The sequence below is a fragment of the Maribacter corallii genome, from assembly GCF_047345415.1.
In the GTDB taxonomy this organism is placed as follows: Bacteria; Bacteroidota; Bacteroidia; order Flavobacteriales; family Flavobacteriaceae; genus Maribacter_C.
The window spans coordinates 245,340-266,744 of sequence record NZ_JBLFEP010000007.1 but is presented as its reverse complement, the minus strand read 5'-3'; the positions used below and the strand labels follow the sequence as shown (position 1 = coordinate 266,744).

The 21,405-nt window shown below is 41.5% G+C and carries 22 protein-coding genes and 1 pseudogene; 16 read left to right on the top strand and 7 right to left on the bottom strand.

Going from position 1 to position 21,405, the window contains the following annotated elements:
* Positions 1-12 precede the first annotated feature (12 nt).
* From ACKWCA_RS23075 to ACKWCA_RS23040, 8 genes are all read left to right on the top strand, one after another.
* Entirely contained in the window at positions 13-174 is a 162-nt protein-coding gene (locus ACKWCA_RS23075) for a hypothetical protein (protein WP_413980609.1), read from the top strand.
* 12 nt (positions 175-186) lie between these two features.
* Positions 187-426 (top strand): hypothetical protein, encoded by a 240-nt coding sequence (locus tag ACKWCA_RS23070; RefSeq protein WP_413980666.1) that lies wholly within the window; start codon positions 187-189, stop codon positions 424-426.
* A gap of 23 nt (positions 427-449) precedes the next feature.
* The gene (locus ACKWCA_RS23065) at positions 450-1,589 is read left to right on the top strand and encodes a serine hydrolase (RefSeq protein ID WP_413980608.1); all 1,140 of its coding nucleotides are present in this window, start codon (positions 450-452) and stop codon (positions 1,587-1,589) included.
* 4 nt (positions 1,590-1,593) lie between these two features.
* A complete protein-coding gene (locus ACKWCA_RS23060) occupies positions 1,594-2,112 on the top strand; it encodes an SRPBCC family protein (RefSeq protein ID WP_413980607.1) in 519 nt (172 codons plus the stop codon).
* 11 nt (positions 2,113-2,123) lie between these two features.
* Positions 2,124-2,855 carry a 23S rRNA pseudouridine(2604) synthase RluF gene (rluF, locus tag ACKWCA_RS23055; RefSeq protein WP_413980606.1) on the top strand — a complete coding sequence of 244 codons (732 nt, stop codon included), beginning with the start codon at positions 2,124-2,126 and terminating at the stop codon, positions 2,853-2,855.
* A gap of 103 nt (positions 2,856-2,958) precedes the next feature.
* Positions 2,959-4,065, top strand: a complete 1,107-nt coding sequence (locus tag ACKWCA_RS23050) for a helix-turn-helix domain-containing protein (protein ID WP_413980605.1) — start codon at positions 2,959-2,961, stop codon at positions 4,063-4,065.
* Between the two features lie 77 nt (positions 4,066-4,142).
* Positions 4,143-4,778 (top strand): M23 family metallopeptidase, encoded by a 636-nt coding sequence (locus ACKWCA_RS23045; RefSeq protein WP_413980604.1) that lies wholly within the window; start codon positions 4,143-4,145, stop codon positions 4,776-4,778.
* A 93-nt stretch (positions 4,779-4,871) separates the two neighbouring features.
* Positions 4,872-6,200, top strand: a complete 1,329-nt coding sequence (locus tag ACKWCA_RS23040; protein ID WP_413980603.1) for a carboxypeptidase-like regulatory domain-containing protein — start codon at positions 4,872-4,874, stop codon at positions 6,198-6,200.
* Positions 6,201-6,290: 90 nt separating this feature from the next.
* Here ACKWCA_RS23040 and ACKWCA_RS23035 read toward each other — a convergent pair whose 3' ends face one another.
* Positions 6,291-6,794, bottom strand: a complete 504-nt coding sequence (locus ACKWCA_RS23035) for a fasciclin domain-containing protein (protein WP_413980665.1) — start codon at positions 6,792-6,794, stop codon at positions 6,291-6,293.
* A 298-nt stretch (positions 6,795-7,092) separates the two neighbouring features.
* Between ACKWCA_RS23035 and ACKWCA_RS23030 the strand changes: the two genes are divergently transcribed.
* Positions 7,093-8,262, top strand: a complete 1,170-nt coding sequence (locus ACKWCA_RS23030) for a type III secretion system chaperone family protein (protein WP_413980602.1) — start codon at positions 7,093-7,095, stop codon at positions 8,260-8,262.
* A 30-nt stretch (positions 8,263-8,292) separates the two neighbouring features.
* Entirely contained in the window at positions 8,293-9,366 is a 1,074-nt protein-coding gene (locus ACKWCA_RS23025) for a trypsin-like peptidase domain-containing protein (protein WP_413980601.1), read from the top strand.
* 58 nt (positions 9,367-9,424) lie between these two features.
* Here the strand turns inward: ACKWCA_RS23025 and recQ are convergent, their stop codons facing one another.
* Positions 9,425-11,635: a DNA helicase RecQ gene (gene recQ / locus ACKWCA_RS23020; protein ID WP_413980600.1), complete on the bottom strand. Its 2,211-nt coding sequence runs from the start codon at positions 11,633-11,635 to the stop codon at positions 9,425-9,427.
* A gap of 186 nt (positions 11,636-11,821) precedes the next feature.
* Between recQ and ACKWCA_RS23015 the strand changes: the two genes are divergently transcribed.
* From ACKWCA_RS23015 to lptB, 3 genes are read left to right on the top strand one after another with little or no spacing between them, the layout of a single operon-like run.
* On the top strand, positions 11,822-12,787 hold the full coding sequence (locus tag ACKWCA_RS23015; protein ID WP_413980599.1) for a KpsF/GutQ family sugar-phosphate isomerase: 966 nt from the start codon (positions 11,822-11,824) through the stop codon (positions 12,785-12,787).
* Positions 12,787-13,641, top strand: coding sequence for a twin-arginine translocase subunit TatC (gene tatC / locus ACKWCA_RS23010; RefSeq protein ID WP_413980598.1), 855 nt, complete (start codon positions 12,787-12,789; stop codon positions 13,639-13,641). The genes ACKWCA_RS23015 and tatC overlap by 1 nt, the downstream gene beginning before the upstream one ends.
* A gap of 51 nt (positions 13,642-13,692) precedes the next feature.
* Positions 13,693-14,433: an LPS export ABC transporter ATP-binding protein gene (lptB, locus tag ACKWCA_RS23005; RefSeq protein WP_413980597.1), complete on the top strand. Its 741-nt coding sequence runs from the start codon at positions 13,693-13,695 to the stop codon at positions 14,431-14,433.
* Here the strand turns inward: lptB and ACKWCA_RS23000 are convergent.
* Genes ACKWCA_RS23000 through ACKWCA_RS22980 form a run of 5 tightly spaced genes read right to left on the bottom strand, consistent with a single transcriptional unit; the run spans position 14,430 to position 18,223 of the window.
* Positions 14,430-15,428 carry an AAA family ATPase gene (locus ACKWCA_RS23000; protein WP_413980596.1) on the bottom strand — a complete coding sequence of 333 codons (999 nt, stop codon included), beginning with the start codon at positions 15,426-15,428 and terminating at the stop codon, positions 14,430-14,432. The two genes, lptB and ACKWCA_RS23000, sit on opposite strands and share 4 nt — an antisense overlap.
* Positions 15,403-16,098, bottom strand: a complete 696-nt coding sequence (gene pnuC, locus ACKWCA_RS22995) for a nicotinamide riboside transporter PnuC (RefSeq protein WP_413980595.1) — start codon at positions 16,096-16,098, stop codon at positions 15,403-15,405. The genes ACKWCA_RS23000 and pnuC overlap by 26 nt, the downstream gene beginning before the upstream one ends.
* Positions 16,095-16,931, bottom strand: a complete 837-nt coding sequence (gene lgt, locus ACKWCA_RS22990; RefSeq protein WP_413980594.1) for a prolipoprotein diacylglyceryl transferase — start codon at positions 16,929-16,931, stop codon at positions 16,095-16,097. The genes pnuC and lgt overlap by 4 nt, the downstream gene beginning before the upstream one ends.
* Positions 16,932-16,943: 12 nt before the next feature.
* Positions 16,944-17,474, bottom strand: coding sequence for a DinB family protein (locus ACKWCA_RS22985; RefSeq protein WP_413980593.1), 531 nt, complete (start codon positions 17,472-17,474; stop codon positions 16,944-16,946).
* A complete protein-coding gene (locus tag ACKWCA_RS22980) occupies positions 17,471-18,223 on the bottom strand; it encodes a CDP-alcohol phosphatidyltransferase family protein (protein ID WP_413980592.1) in 753 nt (250 codons plus the stop codon). Before ACKWCA_RS22980 ends, ACKWCA_RS22985 begins: the two co-directional genes overlap by 4 nt.
* A gap of 100 nt (positions 18,224-18,323) precedes the next feature.
* Here ACKWCA_RS22980 and ACKWCA_RS22975 point away from each other — a divergent pair.
* The 3 genes and pseudogenes from ACKWCA_RS22975 to ACKWCA_RS22970 form a co-directional block, all read left to right on the top strand.
* Positions 18,324-18,788, top strand: a pseudogene (locus ACKWCA_RS22975) (lipoprotein N-acyltransferase Lnb domain-containing protein); the annotation flags it as partial.
* A gap of 171 nt (positions 18,789-18,959) precedes the next feature.
* Complete coding sequence (locus ACKWCA_RS24000) at positions 18,960-19,517, top strand: DUF1129 domain-containing protein (RefSeq protein ID WP_462046592.1); 558 nt, start codon at positions 18,960-18,962, stop codon at positions 19,515-19,517.
* 6 nt (positions 19,518-19,523) lie between these two features.
* Positions 19,524-21,404 carry an ABC-F family ATP-binding cassette domain-containing protein gene (locus ACKWCA_RS22970; protein ID WP_413980591.1) on the top strand — a complete coding sequence of 627 codons (1,881 nt, stop codon included), beginning with the start codon at positions 19,524-19,526 and terminating at the stop codon, positions 21,402-21,404.
* Position 21,405: the final 1 nt, after the last annotated feature.

The window sequence follows — 21,405 nt, the reverse complement described above, 5'->3', positions numbered from 1 at the left end:
AAAAAAGGAGTTATGAAGTGTACCGCGGAAATGGTCGTTTCCGTGCCTCGGACCAGGTTTATCAAAAAAGTGAGCACTGCCGAAAATAGGAAACACTGGCAGAATGGATTGAACGGTAGCCGCCCGTTAACGCGGTCTGCAGGAGAATTCACCTTGGTAGGCAATAGCAAGTAGATAGAAACCAATATTGTGAGAAAATTAAAATTAATTTGGGACTTTCGAGGTCCAGCAGCAGCACATACGGCCGAGCATCATGAAAAGCATTTAGCTGAATATTGCACTCTTGAATCGCTTGACTTAAAAATAACGGGCCACGAGCACCTAAACGATATGCATAGCCTCGCTTTTTTGGTAGTGTATGAGTCACAAATGCCGCAAGTTCGTGATGCCCTTAAGCCCCATAGGGGAGAACTTTATGAGAATTAACCGTTCGCATCAAACAAAAAACCATGTTGAAAAACGCCATACTTTACTTTCTGCTCGTACTGATTCTAACTGTTGGTTGTACAGATCCACAGTCGTCCGGAAATCCGCTTGAACAGGTATTGGCTTCCGACCATCCTAAAATCAAAAGGGTAATGGATAGTATAGATGAGTATCAAGTACAGATACGATACACCCAAATAAACCGATCCGGAGATAGTCTCAAATTAATCGATTATGATTTTCAAGTAAATGAAGCAAATTATTTCTATCCAGCGAGCACGGTCAAATTCCCGATAGCGGTTTTGGCAATGGAAAAACTGAATGACATCGACACCCTTGACCTCAGTACTAGATTTTACGTAGAAGGAGATTCGGTAGAGACGACTTTCGCCGAAGCGGTTTCCCAAATATTCGCTGTTAGCGATAATGATGCGAATAACAGATTGGTAGAACTGCTTGGACAAGATGTAATCAATTCAAGATTGAGTTCGAAAGGAGTGTCACCGGTGCGCATAGCCCATCGTCTAGGATATCACAGTGATGATCTCACTACCAAACCCCTCATCATCTATTTGAACGATAGCACTACGGCCACCTATGAAGGTACGGTGAACACGGCAGCCAAGCCCCTTGAGTTGAATGAGATACAGAAAGGGATCGGTTTTTATGAAGACGGTGAATTGGTAAATGAACCCTTCGATTTCAGTTTGAAAAACTATTACCCGGTGAAAGCGCAACACGGTGTTTTGAAGCGGGTTATCTTTCCCGAGCAATTTGATGAATCGCAGCGTTTTAATTTAAGTGATGCGCAACATCAGTATCTTTTGAAAACCATGCACACACTTCCCAAAGCCCTTGGCTATGATCCTGTCACCTATTATGACGGCTACTGTAAATTCTTTCTATATGGCGACACCACGGAAGATATGGAAGAGCATATTAAAATTTACAATAAAGTAGGATTTGCCTATGGTACCCTAACCGACTGCGCCTATATTACCGATTCTAAAAACAACGTGGAGTTTCTTTTGACCGCCACAATTTTGGTCAATAAAGACGGTGTCTTCAATGACGATCAGTACGAATATGATGAAATAGGTATTCCCTTTTTGGCTGAATTGGGTCGACAACTATACCAGTTTGAATTGAACAGAAATAACTAATGCTATGACACCCTTGACTTTTGAAGCGTTTACCAAAAAAATTTATATAAAGGCCCCGGTTAAAACATTGTACTGGTATTGGGCTACGGAAGAAGGTATTACATCCTGGTTTTTACGGGAAGCGCACTATGTTTCCGTTGAAGGAACCAACAGAAATGCCACCGATCCCATACAAAATGGCGACCGCTATACCTGGAAATGGCATAATTGGAACGGACAAGAATCGGGTAGCATCTTGCAGACAAATGGCAAAGACTTTTTAGAATTCTCGTTTGCCAATGATGTATGTACATGCAGTGTTACGTTAGAAGAAGTTGAAAATACAACTTTGGTGACCTTGCGACAATATGGGATGCCGACCGATGAAAAGACCAAAATGGAACTTTACAATGGGTGTAGCTGTGGATGGACCTTCTGGTTGGCCAATCTGAAAGCTTATCTAGAGCACGGCATCTTGTTAAATGAAAAAGACGTCGATCTGACCGAAATTCCCCAGGCAGGACATATTTTTGTAAACATGTAACGTAAGAATGAATGTCGGATACCAAACAAACCCGAATCAATAAATACCTCAGCGAAGTGGGCTATTGCTCGCGTAGGGCCGCAGATAAACTTATCGAACAAGGTCGGGTTACGATTAACGACAAGATTCCCGAAATGGGTACCAAAGTCGTTGTCGGAGATTTAGTCAAGGTCGATGGCAAGCGTATCACGGAGCCTAAGGATGAGTGGGTTTATTTGGCCTTCAACAAACCCGTTGGTGTCGTATGTACTACCGATACCCGGGTGGAAAAAAACAACATCATCGATTTTATCAACTACCCCAAACGCATTTTCCCGATCGGACGATTGGACAAACCGAGCGAGGGGCTTATTTTTTTGACCAATGACGGCGATATCGTGAATAAGATTTTACGGGCACGCAATCACCACGAAAAAGAATATCTGGTCACGGTCAACAAACCGGTTACGGAACAATTTCTCGAGAGTATGGCAAATGGGGTACCTATTTTGGATACCGTTACACGAAAGTGCAAAGTCGAAAAAATTGGAAAGTACCAGTTCAAAATCGTCTTGACCCAAGGTCTTAACAGACAAATTCGTCGTATGTGCGAGTATCTTGATTATGATGTAAAAAAACTGAAGCGAATTCGAATCATGAATGTCAATTTAGACCTTCCCTCAGGAAAATGGAGAGATCTGACCTCAGATGAATTAAAGGAAATCAACCGCTTGGTTTCCGCTTCCGTGAAAACCTATGATTGAAGGGTTCCCTTAAACAACGACCAGTAGGTTTTTTATTTCTCCTTACAGAAAGAGACACCTCGGCGACTAGTGCGTTTTATCTTTACCGGCAAAGATCATAGTCATGACTTTCAGTGTTCTTATTTTTCTTTTTTTTTCGTTTTCAGGAGTACTACTATCTCTTCTATTTCTCTTAAAATCGAAAGGACATGGTATGGCGAATAGGCTTCTAAGCCTTTATACCTTTTTGTTCTCTTTTGAACTGTTGAATAATTGCCTCAGATGGTCAGGTGATTTGTATACGAGTCGATTCATCCATTTAGATTTGACCCATTTTCCGCTTTGGGTCATTTATGGGCCAATAGTGTATCTGTACAGCCGTAGGGTGCTTTCAAAATCCACGTTCAAAATAACCGACTTGTTATTTTTGATTCCCCCGATTGGTATCATCGTACTTTTGATTCCTTTTTACCTTCTGGGTAGCGCTAAAAAACTTGAGGTAGTCAAGAGTGGACATACTTGGGATTATGCGCTATTTCCAAGCTTTGTCATTTGGCTAATCATCGCCTTGATGTTCTTTTATGCATTTTTGACCTATTTGAGCTTTGCCTGGCGTACCAATATAGGTTTAAGACAGCACAAGTGGTTGAAATGGTTCGTGGGTTCGTATGTAGGATTTGTAAGCTCATTTGGGCTCTACATCACATTGGTCCGCTTTGGACTAATGGACCCTTCTTATGATTATTTTATCGACCTAGGTATTGTTTTCTTTATCGGTATGCTCGCCTTCTTCGGATTTGTTCAGCCCGAAATCTTCGAGGGAAAAACGATCAAAGAGGTCATTCCCTTCATCAAATACAAAAAAACAGGCTTGTCACCTGCCCTTTCCTTCGAGATGAGACAAAAATTGTTGGATGTCATGCAGCGGGAAAAACCCCACCTCAACAATGAACTGCGACTGGATGATATTTCTCGTTTGATGAATCTCTCACGGAACCATACGTCACAGATTATCAATGAACACTTTAATCTATCCTTTTTTGATTTCGTGAATCGTTATCGCATAAAGGAAGCTAAAAAACTACTAATGCAAAACGATGAAAATCGACTGACCATGACCCAGATTGCCTACGACGTCGGTTTCAACAACAGAGCCTCGTTCTATAAAGCCTTCAAAAAGTTTACCGATTTCAACCCCTCGGATTATATCAAACATACCGCTACCTCTTAATTTCTTGTAAAGGTTTTCACGAAGAGACATGTTCCCTTGTTCAAATTTCTAATTTGTCGGAACAAATGATAAAGACAATGAAAGATTACTTAATCGTCATATTTCTAATGGTGCTTTTTTCATCTAGCTGTTTGAAGGACGTAGCGAGAAGACCACCTAAGGAAATGACTCAAAATCTCGAAATCACCCCTGTAAATTGCAATGATAAAACCTATGAAGATTGGGAAACCTCGATTTATGTGCTGCCTTATAAGGTCGGTCAAAGTTATTCCGTAAATCTATCTCACTGTGGGGGATCATACCATAGTGCGGGATACCCCGACCAATATGCAATTGATTTCGCTATGAATATCGGCACGTTGATCACGGCTTCGCGCTCAGGCAAAGTAGTGTTTGTAGAAGAATCGGGTGTTGACGGTGGTTTTCCAAACAACCTGGTCGTTGTGGAACACTCAGATGGTACTTTTGCCCAATACATGCATCTGACCCATAAAGGCGCACGTGTAAAAGTTGGACAAACTGTTAAAAAAGGGAGTGTTATTGGTCTTAGTGGAAATACAGGGCTGGCCGGGTATCCGCATTTGCATTTTGTAGCAACGGAGTCAGGATCTTGGAAGTATCCCTATGTGTCCTTTCCCACAACCTTCAGCAATACCACCGAAAATCCAAGAGGCCTTGATCAGGGTAAGACCTATAAAGCGTTACCATACTAAAAGGATTTTAAACTAAATTTTAACAGTAAAACATCCTAAAAATGAGTAACTTAGAATTACTATAAAGAATAAAAGTAAAATAACTTTCAAGCTATGGAATCCAATATACACTTTCATCTAAAAAAATCTACATCCGTTGTTTTACTGACCCTATTTTTAGTCGGTTTTGGCGGCATGCAGAATATGTTCGCTTTTTTTCAAGATACTGCCGAAGAAGCGGTATCATATAAGCAGTACAAAGGAGAAGTTCTCGATGAGGAAACCAATAAACCGCTGGTTTTCGCTACACTTACCATTGAAGGTTCTAACATTAGTACGATAACCAATACTGAAGGACAATTCGCCCTCAAAGTGCCTAAGGAAATGACAGGAGGCAACGTATTGGTCGCTTTTCTGGGCTACAAGAGCCGACTGATCCCATTGAATCAATTTTCCGATTCGAACACAAAAATCAAACTACAGGTCTCAGTCACCGAATTGGCCGAGGTGAACGTAAGTATTCCTAAGAATGCGACCACCTTAGTTCGCGAAACCTTAAAAAGGAAAGGACAAAACTACTTCGATGACCCGACATTGATGACAGCTTTTTACAGGGAAACCATTAAGAAAAGAAGAAAAAATGTATCCTTATCCGAAGCTGTAGTCAATATCTACAAAACTCCGTACACTTCGGAGCGTCGTGATGCCGTAAAACTATATAAAGCCCGTAAGAGCACTGACTATAGTAGATTGGATACGTTGGCATTAAAACTTCAGGGAGGCCCATTCAACACGCTTTTTGTCGATATTATGAAATACCCGGAATACATTTTTACCGATGAAAGTATGGAGAACTATACCTTTTCATTTAATCGCTCTACCAGGGTCAATGACCAACTGATCTACATTATCGATTTCGAGCAAAGGCCTAGTGTAGCCGAACAATTGTATCGTGGAAAGCTATATATCGATGCGGAAAATAAAATTCTGACAAGTGCAATCTTTTCCTTGAATATCACCAATAAGGATGAGGCCGCAAAACTATTTGTGCGTCGAAAGCCAAGCAATGCACGGGTATGGCCCAACGAAGTAGCTTATCGCGTAGATTATCGCGAGAAGAACGGAAGATGGTACTACGGCTACAGTAATGTGCTTTTGGAATTCAAGATCAATTGGGACAAAAAATTGTTCAATTCCGTATATAGTATGACCTGCGAGATGGCTATTACCGATTGGGAAAAGAATAGGGGCACCTTTCCAAAGGCCAAGGATCGAATGAAATCATCGATTATCTTAAACGATGAGGCACTTGGTTTTGCGGACCCTGATTTTTGGGGGGAGTACAATATCATCGAACCGGAAAAATCAATTGAATCGGCTATTAAAAAAATTCGCCGACAACTCCGCAGGGCCAAAAACACTAGCGGCACTTCCGCGCCCTAAGTTAAGTTGTAGTACTAACAAAATAGTATGAAATAAAAATGCCACTGGTAGTACCAGTGGCATTTTATTTCGGGGAAAATTAATCACATCTTATTGGGGCATTACTACCGTATCAATGGCATGAATTACGCCGTTACTTGCTGCAACATCCGCTATAACAACCGTAGAAGTTCCTCCTTTGGCATCTGTCAACACCACCTTATCCTCTTTTAAAGTGAGTACAATTTCATTGCCCTGAACGGTTTTTACCTTAAACGCACCGTTATTGGCTTTAATCGCGTCGATAACAGCTGCAGCCTCAAATTTTCCGGCCACTACATGGTAAGTCAAAATACCAGTCAAGTCAGTTTTACTGGCAGGCATCAATAAACTTGAAACCGTACCATCGGGTAACTTGGCAAAAGCATCATTGGTAGGGGCAAATACTGTAAAAGGTCCCTCAGAACTTAATGTTTCTACTAGTCCGGCAGTCTTGACAGCCGTTACCAAAGTTGAGAAATTATCGTTTCCGGCGGCGACACCAACAATAGTTTCAGATTGTGCAAAGGATACTGCTCCAACAAAAAGTAGGGCTACAGCGAAGAAAGTTTTCATCTTTTTCATAGTGTGTATGTTTTTAAATTTCCTCAAAAGTAGCAGGAAAGAAAGTAGTACAATCATAATTATTGTTTAAAGTTTTCAAAATAAAGTTAAACAATTTATAAAATTCTATTCCCTGTTTACAGGGAGGTACATTTCACGGTTATCTGGTTTTTCAAAAACCACATACCGATGGAACTTTGTTTCAAATTCAATGCATAACCCTTTGTGGGAGGTTTCAGAAAAAATAAATGAAAAAAATTCCCGTTGTATCTAAAACGATTTCAAACCCCCTAAATAAACAATCATATTTATGAAAAATGTATTACCAAAATTCGAAAGGCCTATTCAGGGCATAGACGAACCGCGTACAGAGGTATCCCATTGGGACAAGGCCATGGACGCTTATGATGCCAAAGATTTCAGAAAAGCGCTCATCGAGACGATTAACTATATGAATCCGGAGTTACTCGGAAACAAAGATACCAGCAATGGCTTTTCAATAACTAAAGGACAAGGGTCTGCGGAAATACACGTCGAACTGAATGAGACCACTTTTTCAGTCAAGGCACCATTTCTAAGGGTAACCGAGGCGACCAACAAAGTAGCCCTATTTAGAAAAATAGCCGAAGTAAATTTCAATCCACTGACTTTATCTCAAATACATCTCAAAGATGACACGCTATGGTTTGAGTACGAAATGCCGATAGCGTTATGTCAACCTTATAAAGTATATGATGTACTTCGTGAAATCTGTGTTTATGCCGATGACTATGACGACGAATTCGTTGAGAAATACAAGGCGGACTTCTACAAAGAAGCAAATGTGCAACCTTTGGCCGGTGAGGAGATCGAAAAAGTTTGGGGTCAAATCAGTGATATCTTGACCGATTACCAAAATTACAGCGCCTTCTTCAAAGAAAAAAGATGGGATGCATTTCAGTGGGATATCATCGTCATTTCTATCTTAAAAATCGTGAATATGCCTTATGTGCATGGTACGTTGCGAACAAAATTGCAGGAATATGTTTATAATATGTTCAATGGTCAAATCGATTTTCAACATCGGATCGACAAGGGCATCAATTTGATGCAGAAACTTTGTGCAAAGTCGAAAGAAGACTTTATGAAGGATATTTACCATGCCGATGCCTTCATTTCCTTGAAATGGAGAAGTTCTGTGCAGATCTTACAGGACGATGCCAAAAAATTGGAAAATACGGTGACCAAATACGTTAACGATGGCGACAACTTTTCACTATGTTATTTTCTCCAATATAACTTCCAATACATGCTCTACAACTTCAATGTAGAGGAACTACATAAGAACGCCATTTATGACGTTTTGGAAAACGTATCGGGGCTTGAACCACAAAAAGCAGCTCCTAAACTCTTGGAAACGTACTATAATTTCCTGAATGGAAACACCAAAATGGCCTCCAATAAAGGGAGTAAAGGACTTTTCGCTAAACTTTTCGGATAAACCCGAATCATCACTAAGAGATAAAGAATCATGGAAAACATAAAGAAATCAGTATTTAAGATCATCACAGCATCAGGAACCGGAAGTGGTTTCGCCGTTAGTGGTAAAAATCACGTTATTACCAATTATCATGTCGTCGCCGGCGCCAAAACGGTCGCTGTTGAAGACTACAAGAAAGATCGATTTGTCGCCAATGTGGTCATGGTAAACCCAGAAGTGGACTTGGCCTTCTTGCACATAGACGGATTTGAAAACAAAGAGAACGATATCACCCTCAATGAAGACGTACAAGTTTCCAATACCAGCAAAGTGTATATTCACGGGTACCCTTTTGGAATGCCATATACGGTAACCGAAGGTATTGTATCTTCAAATAGTCAGCCCATGGGCGCCAGACATTATCTACAAACCGATGCCGCGGTAAACCCAGGAAACTCTGGGGGACCCATGCTCAACCAAGCAGGAAATCTTGTAGGGGTGACCACTTCGAAATTCAATGAAGCGGATAACGTTGGTTTCGGTGTCAAGCACTCCGATTTGGTAAAAGAGATCAATGATTTCACCTATACCGATAACGGATATCGTGTGAAGTGCAATTCTTGTGATTCCTATACCGAACAGGAAACGGAATTCTGCAACAACTGCGGAAATGATATGGATATTTCTATTTGGGAAGAATTCGAAAAGAGCCATTTTGCTAAATTCGTGGAAGAGGCATTGACTGAATTAGGCATGAACCCGGTTTTAGGAAGAGCAGGTAGAGATTTTTGGGAGTTCCATCAAGGGAGCGCCCTTATTCGAATATTCGTTTTCAAACGAGATTATTTGGTCGCAACTTCACCGATGAATCAGTTGCCAAAGCAAAATTTACAGGAATTAATGCAGTATTTATTAGGTAAGAATGTCGATCCTTATTCTTTAGGTGTTCATGAGAATAAAATCTTCATATCCTATAGAACCCATCTCTCGGATATCTTTACCGACCATGCCGATTCCATCAAGGAAAACATCAAGAATCTAGCGCTAAAAGCGGATGACTTAGACAACTTCTTTATGGATGAATATGGTTGCGAGATGGCCATTGAAGCCAAAGAAGAAATGTAATCAGCAATACAAAGATGAAGTAAAAAGCCCCTTTCCGGGGCTTTTTTATGTCGATTACTCAATTGGCAACTTCACTGAAAAATTTGAGTCGATAGAGACGTAGTTCCTCATCTTCGTAATCTCCATCGAACTCGGACAACGCCTCTTCAATACCATCTGTTTCGGCCTCCAGAAAATAATCGTGTATCTCTTCTTGCTGGTCTTCATCAAGCACTTCATCTATCCAATAGCCCAAATTTAATTTTGTTCCACTGAAAACGATTTGTTCCATTTCTTTGATGAGCTCGACGAGTTCCAGTCCTTTGGCCGAAGCGATGTCATCTAAAGGTAATTTTCGATCTACATTTTGAATGATATAAAGCTTTAACGCGGAATTTGCACCTGTACTTTTGACCACGAGGTCATCGGGTCTTAAAATATCGTTTTCCTCGACGTAACTTCGGATCAATTCGACAAAGGGACGTCCATACTTTTTGGCCTTACCCTCACCTACTCCCACGATATTCAATAATTCTTCCATTGATACAGGATACTTCAATGCCATATCTTGTAAAGAGGGATCTTGAAAAACCACATAAGGGGGTACATCCAATTTCTTGGCTTGTCTTTTTCGAAGATCTTTCAATTGCTTCAATAGCCGGTCATCGGCTACTCCCCCCTTTGAAGCACTGACAATGGCATCACTGTTGGCCTTATTGTATACATGATCTTTAGTCATCATGAAAGAAAGCGGAGTTTTGAGAAAGTCCTTTCCTTTTTCCGTAACCTTCAAAATGCCGTATTGTTCTATTTCTTTTCGGAGATAACCAGCTACCAATGATTGCCGTATCAAAGCCATCCAATAGCCCTCGTCCATTTCAGCGCCAATACCGAAGAACGGTTTTTCGTTTGTCTTGTGCGAAGAAATCAAGGCATTGGTCTTACCGGTCAGGGTCTTGACAATTTCTTTTGATTTGAACTTTTCCACAGTACCCTGTACGACTTGTATGAGTTTACCAACATTTTCTTTGGCCTCTTCTTTAGGTTTTGGGTTTCTGGTATTATCGTCCATATCGGCCCCTTCTCCATTGACCTCGTCGAATTCTTCCCCAAAATAGTGTAGCATGAATTTTCTTCGCGACATGGACGTTTCGGCATACGCCACGACCTCTTGTAGAAGAGCGTTTCCTATTTCCTGTTCTGCCACGGGTTTGTTCGACATGAACTTTTCCAACTTTTCAATATCCTTATAGGAATAAAAAGCCAAACAATGTCCCTCTCCACCATCTCTGCCGGCACGACCGGTCTCTTGATAGTAGCTCTCGATACTTTTTGGAATGTCGTGGTGGATTACAAAACGTACATCGGGTTTGTCAATACCCATACCAAAGGCAATGGTCGCCACCACCACATCCACGTCTTCCATGAGAAACATGTCTTGGTACTTCGATCGCGTCTTTGCATCGAAGCCAGCGTGATAGGGCACGGCACTGATTCCGTTCACTTGTAACACTTGTGCCAACTCCTGCACCCTTTTCCTGCTCAAGCAATAAATGATACCCGACTTTCCCGAATTCTGCTTGACAAAGCGAATAATATCCGCATCGACATTATCGGTCTTGGTGCGCACCTCATAATACAGATTGGGTCGATTAAAGGAGGCCTTAAAGACCTTTGCATCGGTAATGCCAAGGTTCTTGATAATATCTTCCTGTACTTTGGGGGTGGCGGTTGCAGTAAGACCGATAATGGGAATATGGTCTCCCAATCGCCCGACTATCGTTTTCAGGTTTCGATATTCAGGACGGAAATCGTGACCCCATTCTGAAATACAATGGGCTTCGTCTACCGCCACGAAAGACACCTTGACCGTTCTTAAAAAATCGACGTATTCTTCTTTCGTCAAAGATTCTGGGGCTACGTAAAGTAATTTGGTAATACCATTGGTGATGTCTTCCTTTACCTGCTTCACCTCCGCTTTGTTCAGCGAGGAATTCAATACGTGGGCAATGCCATTTTGTGAAGAGATACCCCTAATGGCATCTACCTGGTTTTTCATCAGGGCGATCAAAGGGGAAACCACAATAGCGGTACCCTCTTGCATCAAAGCTGGCAATTGGTAACACAGCGACTTGCCGCCACCAGTGGGCATAATGACAAAGGTGTTCTTCCCCTGAACGATATTCTTAATAACTTGTTCTTGGAGGCCCTTAAACTTCGAAAAGCCAAAATATTTTTTTAAAGAAGCATGTAAATCCAGTTCACTCAAAACCAAACCTTGTTTTTCCATTTGGCACTAATTACATCGGGGGTTTAAAATCTATTGCAATTTTAAGATACGGATTTTTAAGCGGTTAGACCAGCACATCCATTGAATTTATTTAAAAACGATACATAAGGGTAAGTTTATGTAAATTTGTAATCTTAAATATATGACATTCTTTTAGGAATGCAATCCCTAACGTTAAATAATAGCTTGAACGATACCGAAGCCATACTTGATCTCGCCAAAAAAACCATACAAAAAGAGGCGGAAGCTGTTCAAAACCTAACGTCCTTATTGTCCGATGATTTTGCAAAGGCTGTAAAATGCATCATCGACTCAAAAGGACGGGTCATCGTTTCCGGTATCGGCAAGAGTGCCATTATTGCCTCCAAAATAGTATCTACTTTAAATTCGACAGGCACCCCCGCGATTTTCATGCATGCGGCCGACGCCATTCATGGCGACTTGGGTACTATTCAAGAAAACGACGTTGTTATCTGCATATCGAACAGTGGCAATACTCCAGAAATCAAAATGTTGGTTCCGCTCATCAAAAGAGGGACGAACAAATTGATCGGAATGACCGGTAATCTCGATTCCTTTTTGGGGCAACAGTCGCATTTTGTGCTGAACACCCACATCGCCGAAGAGGCCTGTCCGAACAATTTGGCACCTACTACAAGTACAACGGCACAACTGGTTATGGGCGATGCTTTGGCAATTTGTCTCTTGGAACTCAAGGGCTTCAGCAGTACGGATTTTGCCAAATACCACCCAGGAGGGGCTTTGGGCAAACGATTGTATCTTAGGGTCGCGGATATTGCGAATGCCAATCAAAAGCCCCAAGTAGATGTGTCGACTGACGTAAAGAATGTTATTGTTGAAATATCGGAAAAAATGCTCGGGGTGACAGCCGTTTTAAAAGATGAGGAGATTGTCGGAGTCGTTACGGACGGTGATATTCGACGTATGCTGAATAAATACGATAGTATCAATGGCCTTACGGCAAAAGATATTATGAGTTCAAACCCGAAAACCATTGCCACGGATATGCTCGCAGTGCGTGCCCTAGAGCTAATGCAAGACAATGGAATCTCACAATTGATTGCCGTGGAAGGTAAAAAATATAAGGGTATCGTACATTTACATAATCTAATTAACGAAGGTATTCTATAATGGCAAAAAAAATTGCCCAGCCAGCTGATGAAATGTCCTTTTTAGACCATCTGGAAGAATTGAGATGGCATTTGATCCGCGCCACTTTAGCGGTGGTTATCATCGGGAGCGTGGCTTTCCTCATGCGTGAATTTATATTTGACACCATACTTTTCGGGCCAAAAAAAATGGATTTTCCAACCTATAGGTTCTTCTGCAAAATAGGAACTTTATTAGGTGTCGATTCCGATTTCTGTGCCGATGAACTTCCCTTTACCATTCAAAGTCGTTTGATGGCCGGTCAGTTTTCCGCCCATATTTGGACCTCGATCTGGGCTGGTTTCATTGTTGGCTTCCCGTATGTGCTGTATGAAATGTGGAAATTTATCAGCCCCGGACTACATGAAAATGAACGCAAATACTCTAAGGGCTTCATATTTATCTCTTCACTGCTATTCTTTGCGGGAGCACTGTTCGGTTATTATATTGTTGCTCCTTTGACTATTAACTTTTTGGGTAGCTACCAAGTAAGTGCAGAGGTTAGCAATGAGTTCGATTTGTCAGATTATGTGGCAAAAGTTAGAATTTCGGTAATTGCCTGTGGGCTCATTTTCGAACTTCCCATTATTGTCTATTTTTTGACCAAGGTTGGTTTAGTGACCCCGGAAATATTAAAAAAGTATCGAAAAATATCTTTGGTCGTCATTTTGATTTTAGCAGCCGTTATTACCCCTCCTGATGTTATTAGTCAGGTGGTAGTGGCCCTACCCATATTGATTTTATATCAAATTAGTATCTACATTTCGAAAAAGGTGTTAAAAGGAGAAGCCAAGCGGGAGGCAAAGTTGGCTGCCCAACGTGCCAAAAAAAGTTAAAAAAATGGGGTTTACGGCTCTTCCATAAGTTTATAGGTTAGATTTGAAATCGTGAAGTTAAGAGCAGACAATATAATGAAAGCCTATCGTGGGCGACGCGTGGTCAAGGGCATCTCCTTAGAGGTGAACCAAGGAGAAATCGTCGGTCTTCTCGGGCCAAACGGTGCAGGAAAAACCACTTCGTTCTACATGATCGTAGGCCTGGTCAAACCCAACGGGGGCAAAATTTTCCTGGATGATATGGAAATTACTAAATTTCCCATGTACAAAAGGGCTCAGAACGGAATAGGTTATCTCGCCCAAGAAGCTTCCGTCTTTAGAAAATTGAGTATTGAAGAGAACATTTTGAGCGTATTGCAGCTCACCAAGCTCAGTAAGAAGGAGCAACTTCATAAAATGGAGTCGCTCATTGAAGAATTCGGTTTGGGACATATTCGTAAGAACAGGGGCGATTTGCTATCAGGAGGTGAACGCCGACGTACTGAAATAGCAAGGGCCCTGGCCACAGATCCTAAATTCATCTTGTTGGACGAACCTTTTGCAGGCGTGGATCCAGTAGCGGTCGAGGATATTCAGCGCATTGTAGCCCAATTGAAAAATAAGAATATCGGCATCTTGATTACAGATCATAATGTACAGGAAACCCTGGCCATTACGGAACGTTCATACCTAATGTTCGAAGGGGGAATTTTGAAGTCTGGTCATCCAGAAGACCTCGCCGCCGATGAAATGGTAAGAAAGGTATACTTAGGTCAAAATTTTGAATTGAGGAAGAAGAAACTCGATTTTTAGTGATCTAAAATAGTATCGTACTTCTCAAAATCCCTTAAAACTTTCTGCACCTTTTGAACACGTTCTTCAAGAGTTCCTGCCAGTCTGATAAAGGGAATTTTTCTTTCTTTTAAATCCCCGATAATTTGATTTTGAAACCATTGACGTTTCTGATTTCCACTACGTTCCCACGTATCGTGATAAGGAATATCGGTATCACACAAAAAGAAGAGATCATACCGTTTTTCCGCCATTTTCGCATATTGTGTCAAAACCGGACCAGCCATACCGTGATAGTCTTTGGCGAACATATAGGTGGTAATGGCACAGGTGTCGCAAAACAAATAACCATTGCTTTGTAACACGAGTTCATCCTCTCTATTATGGTGCTCCGGTGCAATCAACTCCAACTGATCAAGGGTGATTCGGCGATTAATTTGGTTTTCAAGCCAAAACTCGGCTCCGTATTCAGGCATATATTCAGTATCATAAATCGCACTCAATTTTATAGTAAGTGTGCTTTTACCAGTGGAGGGAGCCCCTAAAAAACAAACCCGAAGCACTAAATCTTTATATACAATGTCTGAGAGATAAGCTCGTAACCCAAAAGTATTCTTACGCAATGCCGTGCCTGAAATAGGAATAACTCGCCGAGCTTCATCTACTCGTCGATCGATTGCGCCTAATGCCTTACTCACATGATCCCCGTAAAATTCGCTACTATAGAAATGCGTAATCTTGACGGTTCCTAGTCGCTTTAGAATGTACTCTTCCTGAACTTTTTTGATTTCAGGAGTGTCACCGTAACCCTCAGGACCATCCCAAGCCTCTATAATTATGATAGTGGGAAATAATTCTTTGATCCAACCCGCGCGTACTTGTAAGGGAACTGAAATCACATCAGTATCATAAATCAATACATACAGTTCGTCTACTTCCGAAAGTGCTGTTTTCAGAAGAAACTCATGTCCTTTGTGTAGTGGTGCGAACTTACCTAAGGTCAATCCTCTTTTCATAATCGTTTTCAAATGCATTGGGGCTGGTGTTTCTAGACCAGGTAACATATCCAAAAATACTATTTGCGAGAAAAAGGACCCACATAAAAATCATACTGTCTACCTCAGTGCCTTGGTCGATATACCTCAAGGCCCAAAGTGCAATCGTGATACAGTTCAACAGAATATAGAATATCCATTGTTCCGCATAGCGATACATCATTAAAAAAGTAGCACAAATACCTACAGCATTGGTGGTCGCGTCGAGAAAGGGATTTTTTTGACCTTTGAAAAAAGTTAGCAAGAAACCCAAAATAAGAACGAAGAGAAGAACGCTTCCCATTATTTTAACCAAAGTAGGCCATGACAATCTTCGCATCAAAACCCCTTTGCCTCCTTCCCTTTTTCGCCACATAAAGAAACCGATTACACCAGTAGGGAGATAAAACAAGAGGTTCAGGAGAACTTCACCAAAAAGTCCATTTTCGTAAGCAATCCAAGCATATGCCGCACAATTGTATAGACCGAAGAGATATCCTTCTTTTCGACCTATTGCTATGAGTGCAACGCACAGAATTCCAGTAACGATTACACTAGATTCGAATAGAGCTGTTTTGGTCAAAAGACAATATCCCAAGGCCAAGGCTGTCAAACCTAAAAACCAATATGAGTCTGTGGAATTCAACTTCACGAAAGAGTTTCTTTTGCAACTCGATTATCCTTGCGGAAAACCAATAACAATCCGAATACAACAAACGGCACACTCAACCATTGGCCCATATTCAGCGTCATCGTATCTTCGAAACCCACTTGATTCTCCTTAAAAAATTCGATGATGAAGCGGGCGGAAAACAAAAGAATGAACAACATGCCAACAAGGAGTCCGTTTCGGGTGGTGGCCGTTCTTTTTCGGTACAGGAAAGCCAAGACCGCGAAGATCACCAAATAGGCCACGGCTTCATACAACTGGGTCGGATGTCTCGGTATCAGGTCATCTCGTTCAAAAACAAAACCCCAACTGCCATCGGTAGGCTTGCCATAAATTTCAGAGTTCATCAAATTGCCCAATCGAATAAAGGCGGCGGTCACTGCCCCTCCTATGGACACCCTATCCAACATCCACAAGAGGTTGGTCTTGGTCTTTTTCCAATAATAGGCAATCGCGATTATGGCCCCGACGACACCCCCGTGGCTTGCCAAACCTTGAAAACCACTAAATTGATAGCTTCCGTTCACTTCACGAATAGGCAAGACGATTTCCAAAAGATGCTCGGAATAATACTCAAAATCATAAAACAAGCAATGGCCCAAACGCGCGCCCAATAGTATCCCTACAAAAATATAGCTTGCCAACTGTTCTAGCTGTTCCGTCGGCACGTCCTCCTTTTTATAGATTCTCTGCACAATATAGTACCCTAAGGTCAGCCCTAAAATCCAAAAAAGGCCGTAATATTTGAGTGGAAATGAATCTGTAATCCAGAAGATTTCAGGATCAACATTCCAGTGGATGAGATTGTCGTTCATAGGTCAACGGGGTCAACTACTTTTTTTTAATCCGTAATCATAGCTTTCATGCACCATTCTTTTAAGTGTCGCCATCTGCCCACAATGCCACATGGTGTGTTTGATATTCCATGAAATGGCATCAAATTTTGTAATGGCCACAGGGTGTTTTTGTTTGATCGGTTGTTCAACCGCGGCTTCCAAATCCGTATCGCGTAGTGCACCAATTGTCGCCAACACCTTCTTTTGAATAAAGTGTAATTGCTCGCGCAACTCAAGGGGGTGCGCTTTGCCGACTACATTTCTAGGATCACTGTTGTACCCGTATAATTGGTTATGCGTTTTTAAATCGATTTTTGCCGTAATTTCTTCGTCAAAACCTTTAATCACCAAAATGGCATGATAGTATTCGCTAATTACCAAGTGACCGATCTGCCATGCGATATTCGATTCCAATACTTCTGGCGTAATATCCCAGAGCGGATCGGGTACCGAATCGATTAACTGATGTGTCCACTTATGGGCCTCCTGGGTCTGTATCAATAAGAGATCAATTGCTGTCATCCGTTAGAAGATTTACTGATGACCGAACTTACAATATAAAAAGCTATTATTATAGGTACTGCCAAAAACCGAAATGTGACCAGTAACACCAAACTGATGATAATAAAAATGTAACGCAGGGCATTATCCTGAAAGTTCCAATTCTTGAACTTGAGGGCAAAGAGCTTAATATTACTATTGAGTAGAACCGCACTTAAAATGGTCATGGCGATCAAGAACCATTGATTTAATATGATTCCGTTCAAGAGATCATTGTTCTGATAGATCAATATCAATGGTAAGGATATGATCAACAAGGTATTTGCCGGAGTGGGCAAACCGATAAAAGAGGATGTTTGATTCGCATCAATATTGAACTTTGCCAAACGATACGCCGAGGCCATCGTAATCAAAAAACCAAAAAATGGCAGCGGGGCTACTTTGAGTCCGACCCAAAAAGTAGCGTCAGACGCTTGAGCACTCATATCTACGTTCCAACCTCCCGACATGGACATGCCCAACAATTGAAACATTACAATGCCAGGCACTACTCCGCTTGTAATGACATCTGCCAAAGAATCGAGTTGTAGCCCCAATTCACTGCGTACATCCAAAACTCGTGCCGCCAGACCATCAAAAAAGTCGAAAAGAATACCGAGGCATACAAAAACCGCAGCTAACTCCAGTTGATTGAGTACGGCGAAAACGGTCGCCACACATCCACAAAAAACATTGAGCAAGGTTATAAAGTTCGGAATGTGTCTTTTCATAACTACCAAGGATGAGTTCAGTAAAAATAAGACAATTTTTAAGTAATCGTTTTAGTCCATTATTATTCGCATATTTGCCCTTGAAAGATCAGCGTATTTCATGAAGCTATTGCACTTATTTTTTGGCACCTTTTTCATTGGCTGTTCCTTTTTTGGTCTTGGCCAAACTCCTGAATTGACACCACTTTCAAAAATTAGTGTCCTGACCTGTGGTCCTGGTGAAGAATTATACGCCTCTTTTGGCCACAGCGCATTTCACGTTCAAGACACCTCTTTGGGAATTGACGTAGTGTACAACTATGGCATATTCGATGATTCCTCAAAATATTTTTACCTGAAATTTATTCAGGGGCAAATGGATTATCGTTTGGCGCGACAACGTTTTCCTAGGTTTTTAGCGGAATATGAGTATTACGACAGATGGGTCAAGGAACAAGACTTGAACCTTAGCCTTATCGAGCGAAATGCGCTGTTCAGATTTCTAGAACGTAATAATCTGCCCGAGAACCAGGTCTATTCCTATGATTTCTTCTTTGACAACTGTTCTACAAAAGTTTGGGAGGTACTTAAAACTTCGTTAGGAGATCCGTTGGTATTCGATGATACCTATCTAAAAAATAAGTTTACGTTTCGTCAACTGATCCATCAAAATTTGGATACGAATTCATGGTCCGCGTTCGGAATCGATCTCGCACTAGGCTCGGTTATCGATGTGGAAGCCACTCCCGAAGAACACATGTATCTTCCGGCCTACACCCTAGAGCAGTTACAAACGGCTAAGTTGAACAATGAACCATTGGTTTCCAGCATATCGGTTCTCTATCAATCAAAATCACTCCATAAATCAGGCTCGTTCTTGATGACACCCTTCTTTTGGCTTCTAGTGCTCCTGCTCATCGCCGTATTTGTCACATACAGGGATTTCACTAAAAAACGGAGAAGTAGATGGCTTGATTTTACGCTCTTTTTTGTAACCGGACTAGCCGGGGTATTACTTCTTTTCCTATGGTTCTTGACTGATCATAGCCAAACAGTTTCAAATTTCAATGTGCTTTGGGTCTTTCCGATCAATGTGATCATTGCATTTATCCTGGTAAAACGTACAACACCGCCCGAATGGATCAAAAAATACCTTTGGACCCTACTTGTTCTTATACTCATCATACCTTTCATTTGGCTCTTTAAAATTCAGGTGTTCTCTCCCCTTGTTATTTTCATTTTGCTCGCCTTAGGTATACGATATCTATTCTTACAACACCTCATGGGACAGCCTGAAATCTATAAATCCAAATAGCACTACATGAACCTGCTCACCGTTGAAAACATATCAAAAGCCTATGGCGAACTAGTACTTTTTAAAGGCCTTTCCTTTGGTGTTAACAAAGATCAGAAAATTGCCTTTATCGCTAAGAACGGTACAGGTAAAACTTCTATTCTCAACATACTTTCTGGAAAAGACACTCCCGACGCCGGTCAAGTCAATTACCGAAAGAACATTCGCGTTTCCTTTTTAGAGCAAGAACCCGATTTAGAGCCCAATCTAACGGTCGAAGAGACCATCTTCGCTTCCGACAATGAGATACTGAAGGTCATTCAGAACTATGAAAGGGCTCTACAGAACCCTGAAGATGCTGACGCCTATCAAATTGCCTTTGAGGCAATGGAACGTTTCAATGCTTGGGATTTCGAAACGCAGTACAAGCAAATTCTTTTTAAACTCAAACTCGAAAACCTCGATGTGAAAGTGGGAAAACTTTCAGGAGGACAGAAAAAACGACTCGCCCTGGCCAATGCCTTGATCAATCGACCCGAATTATTGATCTTGGATGAGCCGACCAACCACCTTGACCTTGAGATGATCGAATGGTTGGAAGACTATTTTGCCAAGGAAAATATGACCCTTTTTATGGTGACGCACGACCGCTACTTTTTAGAACGGGTGTGCAATGAGATCATTGAATTGGAAGATGGACAACTGTATCCGTACAAGGGAAACTACTCCTATTACCTGGAAAAAAAGGAGGCTCGAATTGAACAGGAAGCCGTAGAGCATCACAAGACCAAACGACTGTTCAAACAAGAATTAAGCTGGATGCGACGCCAGCCCAAGGCCCGAACCACTAAGTCAAAGTCACGTATAAGTGACTTTCAGGCCATCAAGGAAAGAGCAGGTAAACGACGTAAAGATCACGAAATCGAACTTGAGATCAACATGCAACGCATGGGAAGCAAGATTCTTGAATTGCACAAGATCTCAAAATCGTTTCCTGACAAACCCATTCTCGATCAGTTCAATTACACCTTTTTGAAAGGGGAACGTATTGGCATAATCGGAAAAAACGGCACAGGTAAATCGACCTTTTTGAACATCATCACAGGTAGTGACCAGCCCGATGGTGGTAAGGTCGTTGTGGGCGATACCATAAAATTCGGGTATTATACCCAAAAAGGCATCGAAATCAAGCCAGGCCAAAAGGTAATCGAAGTTATCCGTGAATTCGGTGATTACATTCCGTTGGCCAAAGGGCGGCAAATTTCTGCACAACAACTGTTGGAACGTTTCCTGTTCGATCGAAAAAAGCAGTACGATTTTGTAGAAAAGCTAAGCGGAGGAGAACGCAAACGGCTTTATTTGTGTACGGTTCTGATCCAAAATCCGAATTTCCTGATTTTGGACGAACCCACGAACGATTTGGATATTGTTACCTTAAACGTGCTGGAAAGTTTCCTTTTGGATTTTCCGGGATGCCTAATTGTCGTATCGCACGATCGCTACTTTATGGATAAAATAGTAGACCACCTCTTTGTGTTTCGGGGTGATGGGGTCATCGAGGACTTTCCCGGAAACTATTCTGATTTTAGGATTTATGAGGATAGCGTCATCATCGAAAGCCGAGAGGAAAAGAAAAAGTTGTCCGAAATAAAACCCGAAAAGAAAAGTTGGAAGGCCGATGATACGGTCAAAGGCTTATCGTATAAAGAACAGAAGGAGTACAAACAACTTGAAAAAGATATCCGCAAGCTAGAGTTCAAAAAAGGGGAGATTGAACAGGAATTCATTACAGGCGATCTCTCCGGAGATGAAATTGCCGAACTCTCTAAAAAACTGAAGGAAATCATCGATGGTATCGAAACCAAGACGGAACGCTGGTTCGAGCTTTCTATGCAATTGGATGAATGAG

Excerpts from the sequence above, each read along its gene's own strand:
- ACKWCA_RS23075 (WP_413980609.1), top strand. The coding sequence starts at position 13 with ATGAAGTGTACCGCGGAAATGGTCGTTTCCGTGCCTCGGACCAGGTTT.
- ACKWCA_RS23065 (WP_413980608.1), top strand. The coding sequence starts at position 450 with ATGTTGAAAAACGCCATACTTTACTTTCTGCTCGTACTGATTCTAACT.
- ACKWCA_RS23060 (WP_413980607.1), top strand. The coding sequence starts at position 1,594 with ATGACACCCTTGACTTTTGAAGCGTTTACCAAAAAAATTTATATAAAG.
- rluF (WP_413980606.1), top strand. The coding sequence starts at position 2,124 with ATGTCGGATACCAAACAAACCCGAATCAATAAATACCTCAGCGAAGTG.
- ACKWCA_RS23050 (WP_413980605.1), top strand. The coding sequence starts at position 2,959 with ATGACTTTCAGTGTTCTTATTTTTCTTTTTTTTTCGTTTTCAGGAGTA.
- ACKWCA_RS23045 (WP_413980604.1), top strand. The coding sequence starts at position 4,143 with ATGAAAGATTACTTAATCGTCATATTTCTAATGGTGCTTTTTTCATCT.
- ACKWCA_RS23040 (WP_413980603.1), top strand. The coding sequence starts at position 4,872 with ATGGAATCCAATATACACTTTCATCTAAAAAAATCTACATCCGTTGTT.
- ACKWCA_RS23035 (WP_413980665.1), bottom strand. The coding sequence starts at position 6,794 with ATGAAAACTTTCTTCGCTGTAGCCCTACTTTTTGTTGGAGCAGTATCC.
- ACKWCA_RS23030 (WP_413980602.1), top strand. The coding sequence starts at position 7,093 with ATGAAAAATGTATTACCAAAATTCGAAAGGCCTATTCAGGGCATAGAC.
- ACKWCA_RS23025 (WP_413980601.1), top strand. The coding sequence starts at position 8,293 with ATGGAAAACATAAAGAAATCAGTATTTAAGATCATCACAGCATCAGGA.
- recQ (WP_413980600.1), bottom strand. The coding sequence starts at position 11,635 with ATGGAAAAACAAGGTTTGGTTTTGAGTGAACTGGATTTACATGCTTCT.
- tatC (WP_413980598.1), top strand. The coding sequence starts at position 12,787 with ATGGCAAAAAAAATTGCCCAGCCAGCTGATGAAATGTCCTTTTTAGAC.
- ACKWCA_RS23000 (WP_413980596.1), bottom strand. The coding sequence starts at position 15,428 with ATGAAAAGAGGATTGACCTTAGGTAAGTTCGCACCACTACACAAAGGA.
- lgt (WP_413980594.1), bottom strand. The coding sequence starts at position 16,931 with ATGAACGACAATCTCATCCACTGGAATGTTGATCCTGAAATCTTCTGG.
- ACKWCA_RS22985 (WP_413980593.1), bottom strand. The coding sequence starts at position 17,474 with ATGACAGCAATTGATCTCTTATTGATACAGACCCAGGAGGCCCATAAG.
- ACKWCA_RS22980 (WP_413980592.1), bottom strand. The coding sequence starts at position 18,223 with ATGAAAAGACACATTCCGAACTTTATAACCTTGCTCAATGTTTTTTGT.
- ACKWCA_RS24000 (WP_462046592.1), top strand. The coding sequence starts at position 18,960 with ATGTATCTTCCGGCCTACACCCTAGAGCAGTTACAAACGGCTAAGTTG.
- ACKWCA_RS22970 (WP_413980591.1), top strand. The coding sequence starts at position 19,524 with ATGAACCTGCTCACCGTTGAAAACATATCAAAAGCCTATGGCGAACTA.